We start from the raw sequence: 13736 nt of genomic DNA, 5'->3' as shown, positions 1-13736 counted from the left end.
GATCCGCCGCACCAGGTACGGCGAGTTGGGGAGTGTCCCCACATTAAGGGCGGGCATTGTAGCGCTGCGGGAAGGGGGAGTAAATATCAGGGGCTATCTTTAGCGGATAGCGAACCGGGGCGCGACACAATAGGGGAATTAAAGTCTGCCGCCGGGGATGCGGCCGCGGGTTATCCGTTTCTCAGACGGCGGTGACCCCGTATCCCCGGTAAGCGCCACCGGGGAGATAACCAGAAGCGGCAATGTGATTACGCCAGCCGACAGGCATCGGCTTCCCAACGGTATCCGACCCCATAGACGGCGCGGATAAACGACTGATCGGCATCCAGCGACTCCAGCTTGCGCCGCAGGTTCTTGATATGGCTGTCGATAGTCCGGTCGGTCACGACCCGGTAATCATCGTACAGATGGTTGAGCAGTTGCTCGCGGGAAAAGACCTTCCCCGGCTCCTGAGAGAGGGTCTTCAACAGGCGGAACTCCGCAGGCGTCAGATCCAGCAACTTGCCGCGCCAGGAGGCCTGAAAGCGGCCTTCGTCGACAATCAGCGGGCTTTTCGCATCCAGTTCCTGCAGGTCGCGCCGCGGTTTACAGCGGCGAAGAATGGTCTTTACGCGGGCCACAACTTCACGCGGGCTGTAGGGCTTACAGATATAGTCGTCAGCACCGATCTCTAACCCCAGCAGACGGTCGATCTCTTCAATTTTGGCCGTCACCATGACCACCGGCACTTCCGAGAAGCGGCGGATTTCCCGGCACAGGGTGAGCCCGTCGGTGCCGGGCAGCATCAGATCCAGCAGGATCAGATGCGGTGGCGTCTGGCGGACGTACGGCAGAACCTGATCGCCGTGATTAATGAGCGTCGGCGCATAGCCTGCCGCCTGTAGATAATCGATCAGCAATTGACCCAGCTTAGGCTCATCTTCCACGATAAGAATGCGTGGCGTGTTTTCATCAACAGGTAATTCAGTCATACGTCCCTCGATAAATGACGTTCCAGAGGTAACTCTACTTTAATGCTAACGCCGCCTAAAGGCGAATGGCTGGCGCGTAATGTGCCGCCGTGGGCCGTGACGATGTTAAGGCAAATCGCCAGCCCTAAACCAGAACCGCCGCTGGCGCGATTGCGCGACCCTTCGGTACGGTAAAAACGTTCAACCAGCCGCGCCAGCTGTTCATCGGTGACGCCAGGCGCGCTATCGGCAAAGTCGATAACCAGCGTATGGCGATCTTCGCTGACGTCGATCTGCAGGCGACCGCCGCGATCGGTATAGCGCAGGCTGTTTTCCAGCAGGTTGTTGAACAACTGCATCAGGCGATCCCGATCGCCAAAAACCGTCGCGCTTTCCGGCAGCGAGACGCCGATCGACAGCCCGCGACTGATGAAGCGTTCACGAAACGCTCCGGCGGCGACTTCCAGCAGGTTGATGATATCGACGGAGGTTTTCTGATAGGCCAGCGCGCCTTCGTCTGACATCGAAAGCTGATGTAAATCATCGACCAGCTTGGTGAGCGTCGCGACCTCCGCCTGCAGGGAGGTGATGGAGTCCGGCGTGAATTTTCGCACGCCGTCCTGGATAGCTTCCAGTTCGCCGCGCAGTACCGCCAGCGGCGTACGAAGCTCGTGGGAGATATCCGCCATCAGATCCCGGCGCATTCGCTGATTGCGCTCAAGGGTGCTGGCCAACTGGTTAAAGTCCTTTGCCAGCCGCCCCAGTTCATCGCTGCTGGTGGCCGTTACGCGCGTGGAGAAATCCCCTGCGGCGAGGCGGTGCGTACCTTCAACCAGTCTTTTAACCGGGGCGAGCAGACCGCGCGCCAGCGGAAAGGTGGCGAGCGCCGCCAGCAGAGTTGCCAGCGCGACAATCAGCCAACTGGTGCGTTTCTGCTGACGATCGAAGTTGATATCGGTGTTACGCGTCAGGCGTTCAACCGGCGACGCGATCACGGCGCCAACCTGCACGCCATTGACCATAATGTTGCGTCGGCTACCCTCCTCCGGGACCGGTTCGCGCGGCCCTACCAGTACACGCCCTTTTTGATCGACCACCCAAAACATGGTGCGCCAGATATGCGGAGGAAGTTCCGGGGGCCCACGGCCATCAGGCGGCGGGCCTGGAACGATATCCGGCGGCATATTTTGTGGGCCGGAGTTCGGTACTGGCCCGTCCATCGGGTCTGGCGGCATACCGCGCCCCGGCAGAGGACGATCGTCGTTGTCGCGATCGAAGGTTTTCAGTAGCTGAAAAATAAAGCGATCGTTATTACGCAGGAATTTCCAGTTACCGTGCTGAGCATACTGTTCGCTCAGGGCATCCCCCAGCATGGTCAGACGCTGTTCATTTCCGCGCTTAATATAGTCGATAAAACCGCGTTCAAAGCTGATACGCACCGCCCAGTGCATGCTGATTAACAGCACGATACAGGTTGCGAGGATCGCAATAAACAGCTTGCCGGTAATACCGGGACGCCAGAACCTCAAGATTCACTCCTTTTACGACGACGAATCACGCTATTGACGGTGGTATCGTTCGGTACGTGGGAAAAAATCAGCGCGGGCAGCGCGATACACACCGCCATGCTTAGGTAGGTATAAAGAAAGACCTGATGTGTGGTAGCCACATCAGCGCTGATATGCTGGTGGCCGTAGAGGCCCAGCAGCATCCCGGCGATGGTGACGCCGATACTCATCGACAGTTGCATCACCATCGACAGCATACTGTTACCGCTGCTGGCCAGATCGGCGGGCAGGTCCTTCAGGGTCAGGGTGTTCATTGATGAGAAGCGGCTGGAATTAATCATTCCTTGCAGGAACAGCACCGGCGGCAACAGCCAGTACCAGCCCGCAAGCGCGATGGTCATAAACAGCAGGCTCACCAGCGCCAGACCCAGCGTCGAAGCCACCAGCACCCGACGATAGCCAAAGCGATTGACCACCTGCACCACGATGCGTTTCATACTCATACTGCCAAGCACCATCGGGATCATCATCAGACCGGCATGGAACGGCGTAAAGCCGAGGCCAATCTGCAAAAATACCGGGGTCATAAACGGCAGCATACCGCTGCCGATACGCCCGGCGAAGCTGCCGCCGAGTCCGAGGGCGAAAGTGCGATTACCAAACAGCTTCAGGCTGAATAGCGCGTTGAGATTGCCGCGGGCGTGCCACAGATAGAGCAGAATCGCCGCAATGCCGAGCGTCACCAGAACGGCCAGCCATAGTGGGGAGATACCGAGCCCTTTTTGACCGTCGAGCGCCAGGGTCAGGGTCGCCATTCCCGTCGCCAGCAGAATAAATCCCAAAATATCAAAGCGCTGCGTTTGCAGGGTGTAGTTGGGCATCAGGCACAGCGTGGCGATAGCGCCGACAATCCCCACCGGAATGTTAATCAGGAAGATCCAGTGCCAGGTCGCGTATTCCACCAGAATGCCGCCGAGCGCCGGGCCGAGCAAAGGGCCGACCTGGCCGGGCAAGGTGACGAAGGTCATCGCCGCCATATACTGCTCGCGGGGAACGATTTTCAGCACCGTCAGACGGCCAACGGGAACCATCATCGCGCCGCCGATGCCCTGTAACACGCGGGCGAGTATCAACTGATCGAGCGTACCGGCCTGGGCGCAGAACAGCGAACCGGTGGTAAACAGGATGATGGCGCTGAAAAAGGTATTACGCACGCCAACCCGGTCCGCCAGCCAGCCGCTGGCGGGCAGCATCACCGCCACCGTCAGCACATAAGAAACAATCACCATATGCATATGCAGCGGACTCTCTCCCAGACTTTTAGCCATTGAGGGGAGGGCGGTATTAACGATGGTGGTATCCAGAGACTGCATAAAGAAGCCGAATGCCACTATCCATAATTGCCAGCGTACGTTGGGCGGTAAATCGATCATTTTATTCACTTACCGGTTGCGGGCGTTTGCGTGCAAAACGCCGCTGTAGACGGTCGAAGAACAGATAGACCACCGGCGTGGTGTACAGGGTCAATAGCTGGCTCATCACCAGACCGCCGACAATCGTAATCCCTAGCGGCTGGCGTAGTTCGGCGCCATCACCGCCGGATAATACCAGCGGCAGCGCGCCAAATAACGCCGCCAGGGTCGTCATCATAATTGGGCGGAAGCGCAGCAGACAAGCCTGGAAGATAGCCTCTTCGGGCGGCAGGTTACCATTGCGCTGCGCTTCCAGCGCGAAATCGACCATCATAATGGCGTTTTTCTTCACGATACCAATTAACAGCATAATGCCAATCAGCGCGATGAGGCTGAATGGCGCATTGAAAAGTTCCAGCGCCAGCAACGCGCCGACGCCGGCGGAAGGGATCGTGGAGAGAATGGTCAACGGATGAACGTAGCTCTCATAGAGGATCCCCAGCACGATATAGACCGTGGCGATGGCGGCGAGGATCAGGATCACCTGTGCGTTCATCGTTTGCTGGAATATCTGCGCGGTACCGGCAAACGCGCCGCGCACGCTGGACGGCACGCCAAGCTGGGTCATCGCCCGGTTGATGGCGTCGCTGGCTTGCGACAGCGACTTACCGATCGGCAGGTTAAAGGCGATGGTCGATGCCGCCGACAGCCCCTGATGATTCACCGACAGCGGGGCGTTGGCCGGTTGCCATTTGGCGAATGAGGAGAGCGGAATTGGTTGACCTTCGCTGTTGATGACGAACATTTTATCCAGCGCGCTGACATCCTGGGTGTAAATCGGGTCGACTTCCATCACCACCTTGTACTGGTTCAACGGCTGGTAGATGGTCGAGATCTGCCGTTGGCCAAAGGCGTTATTTAGCAGGTTATTGGCATCCTGCACGCTGATGCCCAGCCGCGACATGGTATCGCGGTCATAGAGCAGCGCCATCTCCGCGCCGTTATTTTGGCTGTCCGAGTTCACATCGGCCAGCTCCGGCAGCGCCGCCAGCGCTTTACGGATTTTGGGCTCCCACTCCCGCAGCGCCGCAAGGTCATCCGACAGCAGGGTGTACTGGTAGCTGGCGTTGGCCTGACGACCGCCGACGCGAATATCCTGTACCGCCATCAGGAACAGGTTAGCGCCCGGCTCCCTGGCCAGCTTTTTACGCAGTCGGTCGATAATCTGCTGCGCCGTTTCATGGCGCTTATCGCGGGGCTTGAGGGTGATAAACATCATCCCGCTGTTGACCCGCGAGCCGCCGGTAAAACCGGTTACGTTATCGACAGCCGGATCTTCACGAATGATCTTCATAAAGTCCTGCAGCTTGCCGCGCATCGCCTGGAACGAAATGCTTTGATCGGCCTGAATACCGCCCATCAGCACCCCGGTATCCTGCTCCGGGAAGAACGTTTTTGGAATAGAGATATAGAGCCAGACGCTTAGCGCGATGGTAGCCAGCAGCACCAGGCCAGTCAGACGATGATGTTGCAGAACCCACTTCAGCGACTTACCGTATTGGACCTGAATCGCCACCAGCAGACGGCCAAAACCGCGCTTGCGCGTCGGCTCGTCGGGCTTGCCGCTTTTGAGCAGCCAGCCGCACATCATCGGTGTCAGGGTCAGCGACATCGCCAGCGAAATAGCGATCGCCACCGACAGGGTGACGGCGAATTCCCGCAGCAGCCTTCCCGGCAGGCCGCCCATCAGCAGCAGCGGCAGGAATACCGCCACCAGCGACAGGCTCATCGACAGCACGGTAAAACCGACTTCCCGGCTTCCCTGTAGCGCCGCCTGCAGCGGTTTCATACCCGCTTCAAGATGGCGAGCGATGTTTTCCAGCACCACGATAGCGTCATCGACCACGAAACCGGTGGCGATGGTCAGCGCCATCAGCGACAGGTTATTGAGGCTGAAACCGCACAAATACATCGCCGCGAAGGTGCCTATCAGCGATACCGGAACCGCCACCGCCGGGATCAGCGTCGCCCGTCCTGAGCGCAGGAACAGGAATACCACGAGGATCACCAGCGCGACGGCGATCACCAGGGTTTGTTCGACCTCTTCCAGCGACGCGCGGATGGTTGGCGAGCGGTCCTGAGCGATTTGCAGATCGATAGACGCCGGGATCGTGCGCTGTAGTTCCGGCAGACGAGCGCGAATGCTGTCTACCGTATCAATAATATTGGCTTCCGGCAGCTTGCGGATCATCAGCAAAATCGCCGGTTTGGCGTTGGTCATCCCGGCGTTGCGCACATCCTGCACCGAATCGGTGACATTGGCTACGTCGCCCAGTCGCACCGGCGAGCCGTTGTTGTAGTGCACGATGAGCGGCTGATATTCGGCGGCGGTTTTCAGTTCGTCGTTGGTTGCTACCTGCCAGCGGCGGGTACTGTCTTCCAGCGCGCCCTGCGGCCTACGCACGTTGGCGCTGCTGATGGCGGTGCGCACCGCGTCCAGGGATACGCCCTGGTTAAACAGCGCCTGCGGGTTAAGGTCTACGCGCACCGCTGGCAGCGAACTGCCGCCGACGTCAACGTCGCCGACGCCGGCAATCTGGGAAAGGGTCTGCGCCAGTTGGGTGGAGGCGAAATCATAGAGCTCGCCCTGGGAGTACGTCTCCGAGGTGAGGGTGAGGATCATGATCGGCGCATCGGACGGGTTGGCCTTGCGGTAAGTCGGGCGCCCCGGCATGCCGCTCGGCAGCAGGCTTTGGGCGGCGTTAATCGCCGCCTGCACGTCGCGTGCGGCGCCGTTGATATCGCGGTCAAAGTTGAACTCCAGAATGATCCGCGTACTGCCAAGAGAACTGGTGGAGGTCATCTCATTGACCCCGGCAATCCGCCCCAGCGAGCGTTCCAGCGGCGTCGCCACCGAAGAGGCCATGGTTTCCGGCGATGCGCCGGGCAGCGACGCGCTGATCATAATCACCGGAAAATCCACCTGCGGCAGCGGCGCCACCGGCAGCAGGCGGAAACCGAGCACCCCGCACAGGGTGATAGCAAGCGAAATCAGAATCGTCGCCACTGGCCGGTAAATGAAGAGCGCGAAAAACTTCACTTACGCCTCCTCTTCATGCCGTGGGAACCGACGCTTCATATACAGCGACAGGCGGTCGAACAGCAGATAGATAACCGGTGTGGTAAACAGGGTCAGCACCTGACTTAGCATCAGGCCACCGACCATACCGATCCCCAGCGGCCGACGTAGTTCCGCGCCAACGCCGGTACTGAGCATCAGCGGCAGCGCGCCGAGCAGGGCGGCTAGAGTGGTCATCAGGATCGGGCGAAAACGCAGCAGACAGGCCTGATAGATCGCCTCGCGCGGCGGCATGCCCTGTTCGCGTTCGGCGGCCAGCGCAAAGTCGATCATAATGATGGCGTTTTTCTTGACGATGCCGATCAGCAGGATGATGCCGATAATGGCGATAACGTCCAGTTCGCTCCCGGCCAGCCACAGCGCCAGCAGCGCGCCGACCCCGGCAGTCGGCAGGGTGGACAAAATAGTGATCGGGTGAATAAAGCTTTCATACAGTACGCCGAGCACGATATACATCGCCACCACCGCGGCAATCACCAGCCAGACAGTGCTGTTGAGCGCCGACTGGAAGGCGAGGCTACTGCCCTGGAACTGGGTGCGGATATCGCTCGGGAAGTCCAGCGCCTGTTCCGCGCCAAGAATCGCCTCTACCGCATCGCCCAGCGAATAGTTGTCCGGCACGTTAAACGAAATCGTGGTTACCGGGAACTGATCGAGATGGTTAATCGACAGCGGCGTAAAACGCTGTTCAATTCCGGCGATGGATTTCAGCGGCACAATTCCGCCATCGCTGCTGGTCAGGCGGATATTATCCAGCGCCGCCAGCCCTGGGGTGGTTCGGGTATCATGCTCCAGCACCACGCGATACTGGTTTGCCTGGGTATAGATGGTGGAGATCAGGCGCTGGCCGAAGGCGTTATACAGGGCGTTATCAACATCGGCCATGCTGATGCCAAGACGGCTGGCGCTATCGCGATCAACGTTAATATACGCCGCCAGGCCCTTATCCTGCCAGTCGCTGCTGACGTCGGAGAGCTGCGGCAATGCCTGCAGGCGGCTCATCAACTGCGGGACCCAGTTGCTGAGCGCATCGAGCGAGTTGGCCTGCAGGGTGAACTGGTACTGGGTGCGGCTGACGGTGGTATCAATGGTCAGATCCTGGACCGGCTGGAGATAGAGTTCGACGCCGGGAAGGCCGTCCACCGCGTTTTGCAGACGGGCAATCACCGTTTGCACGCGATCGTCACGTTCATCCAGCGGCTTGAGGTTGATTTGCAGGCGAGCGCTGTTCAGCGCCGGGTTGGTACCGTCCACCCCGACATATGACGTCAGGCTCTCTACCGCCGGATCCTTAAGAAGGATTGCCGAGACCTGCTGTTGACGCTCGGCCATGTTGGCAAATGACGCCGACTGCGGCGCCTGCAGCGTACCCTGAATAATGCCGTTGTCCTGAATCGGGAAGAAGCCTTTTGGAATAAAGACCCACAGCATAATAGACAACATCAGGGTGCCGAGCGTCACGCTCAGGGTCAGCCAGGGATGATTCAGCACCCGACCCAGCCAGCGGCCATAAACGGCGATAACCTGCTCAAAAAAGCGTTCGCTGGCGCGGGAAAAGCGGTTTTGCTTGCGCAGCGAGTCATGGCTCAGCATGCGGGCGCACATCATTGGCGTCAGGGTCAGCGACACCACTGCCGAAATCAGGATCGCCATCGCCAGGGTAATGGCGAACTCGCGGAACAGGCGGCCAACGATATCGCCCATAAACAGCAGCGGGATCAGCACCGCGATCAGGGAGAAGGTGAGGGAGATAATGGTAAAACCGATCTCCCCGGCCCCTTTCAGCGCGGCGGCCAGCGGTTTTTCGCCTTTCTCGATATAGCGCGAAATGTTTTCGATAACCACGATGGCGTCATCGACGACAAACCCGGTGGCGATGGTCAGGGCCATCAGCGTCAGGTTGTTTATTGAGAAATCGAGGAACACCATCACCGCGAAGGTGCCGACCAGCGAGAGAGGCACGGCGATGCCGGGAATAATGGTGGCCGGAACGTTGCGCAGGAACAGATAGATAATCATCACCACCAGGGCGATAGCCAGCATCAGCTCAAATTGCGTGTCGCTGACCGAAGCGCGAATATTGGTGGTGCGGTCGGAAAGCACCTGCACTTTAACGGATTTAGGCAGGCTTTCGGTCAGTTGCGGCAGCATCTGGCGGATGCTGTCGGCGGTGGCGATGATATTGGCCCCCGGCTGGCGCTGGACGTTCATGACGATCGCCCGCTGATTGTTAGCCCATGCTCCGAGCCAGCTGTTTTCCGCGCCCTGTTCAACGGTGGCGACGTCGCCGAGGCGGATGGGCGCCCCGTTCTGATACGCGATAATCAGGCGACGGTAATCTTCCGCCGTCTGCATCTGATCGTTGGCGGAAAGCGTCACCGCGCGGGACGGGCCGTCAAGGCTCCCCTTCGCCGAATTGACGTTGGCGCTGGTAATTGCGGTACGGATTGTTTCACTGGTCAGGCCGAGGGCGGCAATGGCCTGGGCGTTAAGTTTTACGCGTACCGCCGGGCGCTGACCGCCCGCGAGAGTCACCAGACCGACGCCGGATACCTGAGAGATTTTCTGCGCCACGCGGGTTTCCACCATATCCTCGACCTGGGTCATTGGAATAGCGGAGGAGGTGACCGAAAGCGTCATAATCGGCGGGTCGGCGGGGTTAACTTTGCTGTAGACCGGCGGGTCGGGGAGGTCTGACGGCAGCAGGTTAGTGGCGGCGTTGATCGCCGCCTGCACTTCCTGCTCGGCGACATCCAGCGGCAGCGTCAACTGGAACTGAAGCGTGACCACGGAAGCGCCGCCGGAACTCTGGGACGACATTTGCTTAAGACCGGACATCTGGCCAAACTGGCGTTCAAGCGGGGCGGTGATCGACGAGGTGACCACGTCCGGGCTGGCGCCAGGGTAGAGCGTTACCACCTGAATTGTCGGGTAATCCACTTCCGGCAGCGCCGAAACCGGTAAAAAACGGTAGCCGATAATCCCGGCCAGCATAATGGCCACCATTAACAGCGTTGTCGCTACCGGGCGTAGGATAAACAGACGGGAAGGGCCACCCGTACTGCTCGGCGGTAACACTTGCATCAGGAGCGCGCTCCTTTTTTACCGTGTTCGCCGCGGGGGGCTTCCGCCGGTTCGGCGGCGCCGGTGGCCTTGAGGGCGTCCACCACTTCAACCTTCGCGCCTTCCGTCAGACGGTCAATACCGTCCGTCACGACGCGATCTCCGGCAGAAAGACCGGCGTTAATGACCACCTTCAGGCTGTCCTGGATACCTGGCGTCACGTTGTGTTTGCTGACTTGATTTTCGTCGTTCAGCACCCAGACGAAATGCCCTTCATTGCCCATTTGCAGCGCAGCGGCTGGGATCACCACTGCGTTTTGTTCGGTATCAACCAGCATGCGGGCGTTCACGAATTGATTGGGAAACAGGGCGTCATCCTGGTTATTAAAGCGCGCTTTAAGTTTGATGGTGCCGGTGGTGGCGTCAATCTGGTTATCAAGACTTAGCAGATAACCTTCGCTAATTTTCTGTTTGTTGGTGCGATCCCAGGCTTCGACGACCAGTTTTTTGCCCGCTTTTTGCGCCTGAACGACCGTGGCGATTTGGCTTTCCGGTAGGGTAAAGACCAGGTCGATAGGGTGGGTTTGCGTCAGAACCACAATCCCGGTGGTATCTCCGCTGGCGATCTGATTGCCGATATCAACCTGCTTTAGTCCGACCCGGCCATCGATCGGCGCAGTGATGCGGCTCCAGTTCAGCTGCAGCTGCGCGCTGGCAACGTTAGCTTCATCGGCTTTGATGGTGGCCTGGGTTTCATCGACCAGCGATTGCTGAGTATCGAGCTCCTGACGTGAAACCAGATTCGTTTTGGCCAGTTGTTGATAGCGCGCCAGATCGCGGCGGGCGTTTGCCAGGGTAGCCTGGTCTTTTGCCAGTTCGGCCTGTGCCTGGGCGAGGTTAACTTTAAACTGGCTGGGGTCGATTTCCGCCAGCAGATCGCCGGCTTTCACCTGCTGACCTTCGGTAAAGTGGATAGCCAGAAGCTGGCCGTCGACGCGGCTGCGTACGGTGACGGTATTCGCCGCCGTCACCGTACCGAGGCCGGAAAGATAGCGAGGCACCGATTCGCGGGTAGCCGTCGCCGCCTGTACAGGCGCCAGAGTGGCGCCAAAACGACCATGTCGTCCGCCACCTGACCCTGGTGCCTTAGCGCCCTGGCCTGTTGCCGCAGGAGGCTGACCGTTCGCCGTTTCGCGTCCCTGCCAAAACCAGTACGCGCCACCAGCGACGATCGCCACGACCAGTACCGCCGCCCAACGGTGTTTATTGCTATCTTTCATTACGTTGCTATCTCATCCTGAAACAATTCACGGCATGATACTAGTTTAGTCAGCGAACGCAGCTTAAAAATGGAGGAATTATGAAAAGAGTGTTGGATATATCTGGAAAATATGCTTTTTTCTGAGTAAGTTAGGTGAATATTCCTAAAACCATCCTCGGAACGTCACGACGCCAGGCGAGAGCTGTGCAAAGATGAAATTTATCAACAAAAAGAAATGGCTGCTGGCAGGTGGTGGCGCGACGGTGTTGCTTAGCGTTCTCCTGACAAATTCTCTTATGCTGCATATTCAGCGGGGTCGTTTATCTGACCAGGGCCGTGAGTTACTGAGCCATGCTGAAAATGTGACCGCGCAAATCGTCTCTTCCATCAGTCATGTTCAGGCGCGACGCATTAATAGCTGCGGTACGCAGGCGATTGTGGCTTTGCGGGAGATTGTCTGGCAATATTCAAATGTTGAAGATTTAGGCATTGTTGAGAAGGGAAAACTGGTCTGTACCGCTAATTGGGGGATGTTCGAAAAACCGTTGTTATTGCCTGATAATAAATATGTCGTGTCGAACGGTTATAATATTTACAAAGGGATGAAAAATTACCTTCCCTATGGTGTTGTCATGGATATGACTCAATATGATAATATCGTCTCTTTTACCTCTCCATTCGCCTTTCGTTCATTCTCGCAGCAGAACAGGGGGCTGAATTTTTCATTGAGCACCTTAAACGGTCGTCATGTTTTCCTCAATGAGAATAAAACGAATGGAAATTCAGCGTCATTAGTAAAAGTCAGGTTGTGCAGCAGTCAATATGATTTGTGCGCCCATTTGGCTGAAAGTAAACAGGGTTTCCATTCACTTCCCCTGGCCTTTATGGCATTAATCATCAGTCTCGCTTTTATTGTTGGGGTGGTGTTTGTCTACGCCATTCTGAGCTATCTTAATGCGCGACGTTCGCTGGAGTTTCGGCTGAAGAAAGCGCTCGTTAATCAAAAAATCTATCTGGAGTATCAACCGATAGTCTGCGCGAAAAATGAACGCATTGTGGGGGTGGAAGCGCTGGTTCGCTGGCATGACAAGATCTTCGGCCAGGTATCGCCTGAACTGTTTATTTCGATGGCGGAAAAGCTGAATGTGTATAACGAGATCTCGACGCTGGTTGTTAAAAAATCGATCAGAGAATTAAAACCGATTCTGAATGCGGATAAGAATTTCACGCTGGCGATGAATATTGGTAAGTATGAAATTAATGATCCCCGCTTTCTTGCGCGCCTTGTGCTCATCTTACGCGATAATCATATTCGTCCGCAGCAGATTAAAATTGAGATTACTGAGCGAAGTGACGAATATTATAAAAAAATTGCCGCATTCTCACGAGAGGCGATGAATCGTGGTTTAAAAATTGCGCTCGATGATTTCGGTACCGGGGCATCAAATTTACTGTGGTTAACCGAAGTCTTTTATGATGAGGTCAAACTGGATAAGTTTTTTGTCAACGGGCTAAAGAATGCGTATAAGCGCACTATTCTGATGTCGATTCTCGATGTGGTCTACGGGCTGAATAAACAGATTGTTTTTGAAGGCGTGGAAAGCAAAAGGGATTTTGAATTTGTTAAATCCTTCGATGAAAATGCGTTGATTCAGGGATGGTATTTTTACAAAGCGATGCCGATTAAAAAACTGATTGGGCTGGTGCTGGCGGATAATAACCCTATCCGGGAATAACGCATCCGGTAAGGCGAATAGCGGTTGGTTTTATTGTTGGCCGGAAGCCTTTAGTTAAAAGGTGGTTTTGGCGAAAATGTCGCATTTTTAGTTTTCGCCTGGTTTTGCTTAGTGGACTGTTCCGTTCACTATAAATACGAGGATATTGGTCATCTTCGCAGCCTGTGAACGGCATGGGGGCGTTTCGCCCGCCCCCATGACCCCCGGCATTGCGCTGAAAACCTGCCGCTGCGCGGTCCGCTCCACTCCGGCTTCATCTGGCGGACCGGGCGGGACTCGACGCTACTCGTCCCATCCCTGGGACTCGCCCTTCCAGGGCCAGCGCAAGCGCTGTTCAAAATTGCTCCCGGCAATTTTGTCCCTGTCTCGACCCGCCCTCTGGCCGCCGTCCTGGCGGCCAGTCCTGGATGCGCGCCTGCGTTCCCGCCAGGTTTCCTTGATGCGCCCAACCCCGCTGCGGTGAGTCAACAATCAATCTGTAACTACCCGGGCGCTGAACGTTATAAAAAAACAACCTAAACTCGTCATCCGGCAAACTGCATCAGGGCAGCAAACGAATAAACGCCATCAAGCTTTCGCCAAAACTCCGCTGAAAAACATTCGCGCTGATAAACGAAACATTCCCCAAAAACGTGCATAACTGCCTCGCCTTATCCGATAAAGCGTA

At 57.0% G+C, this 13736-nt stretch carries 7 protein-coding genes; 1 reads left to right on the top strand and 6 read right to left on the bottom strand.

From position 1 onward, the window contains the following. Positions 1-248 precede the first annotated feature (248 nt). From baeR to FN037_RS11140, 6 genes are read right to left on the bottom strand one after another with little or no spacing between them, the layout of a single operon-like run. The gene (gene baeR, locus FN037_RS11165; RefSeq protein WP_142502252.1) at positions 249-971 is read right to left on the bottom strand and encodes a two-component system response regulator BaeR; all 723 of its coding nucleotides are present in this window, start codon (positions 969-971) and stop codon (positions 249-251) included. Next, positions 968-2479, bottom strand: coding sequence for a two-component system sensor histidine kinase BaeS (baeS, locus tag FN037_RS11160; protein ID WP_142502251.1), 1512 nt, complete (start codon positions 2477-2479; stop codon positions 968-970). The genes baeR and baeS overlap by 4 nt, the downstream gene beginning before the upstream one ends. Continuing rightward, positions 2476-3891: an MFS transporter gene (locus tag FN037_RS11155; RefSeq protein ID WP_142502250.1), complete on the bottom strand. Its 1416-nt coding sequence runs from the start codon at positions 3889-3891 to the stop codon at positions 2476-2478. The genes baeS and FN037_RS11155 overlap by 4 nt, the downstream gene beginning before the upstream one ends. Position 3892: 1 nt before the next feature. Continuing rightward, a complete protein-coding gene (gene mdtC, locus FN037_RS11150) occupies positions 3893-6970 on the bottom strand; it encodes a multidrug efflux RND transporter permease subunit MdtC (RefSeq protein ID WP_142502249.1) in 3078 nt (1025 codons plus the stop codon). Continuing rightward, complete coding sequence (locus tag FN037_RS11145; RefSeq protein WP_142502247.1) at positions 6971-10093, bottom strand: MdtB/MuxB family multidrug efflux RND transporter permease subunit; 3123 nt, start codon at positions 10091-10093, stop codon at positions 6971-6973. It lies immediately after the preceding gene. Then, the gene (locus FN037_RS11140) at positions 10093-11352 is read right to left on the bottom strand and encodes an MdtA/MuxA family multidrug efflux RND transporter periplasmic adaptor subunit (protein WP_142502246.1); all 1260 of its coding nucleotides are present in this window, start codon (positions 11350-11352) and stop codon (positions 10093-10095) included. The genes FN037_RS11145 and FN037_RS11140 overlap by 1 nt, the downstream gene beginning before the upstream one ends. Before the next feature lie 193 nt (positions 11353-11545). Here FN037_RS11140 and FN037_RS11135 point away from each other — a divergent pair, with 193 nt between their 5' ends. Next, positions 11546-13069 carry an EAL domain-containing protein gene (locus FN037_RS11135; protein ID WP_142502245.1) on the top strand — a complete coding sequence of 508 codons (1524 nt, stop codon included), beginning with the start codon at positions 11546-11548 and terminating at the stop codon, positions 13067-13069. The last annotated feature ends 667 nt before the right edge of the window (positions 13070-13736 follow it).

The sequence above is a fragment of the Klebsiella sp. 2680 genome (assembly GCF_900198535.1).
Lineage (GTDB): Bacteria > Pseudomonadota > Gammaproteobacteria > Enterobacterales > Enterobacteriaceae > Klebsiella > Klebsiella indica.
The sequence above is the reverse complement of the archived record's forward strand: the minus strand, read 5'-3'. Positions and strand labels throughout refer to the sequence as shown.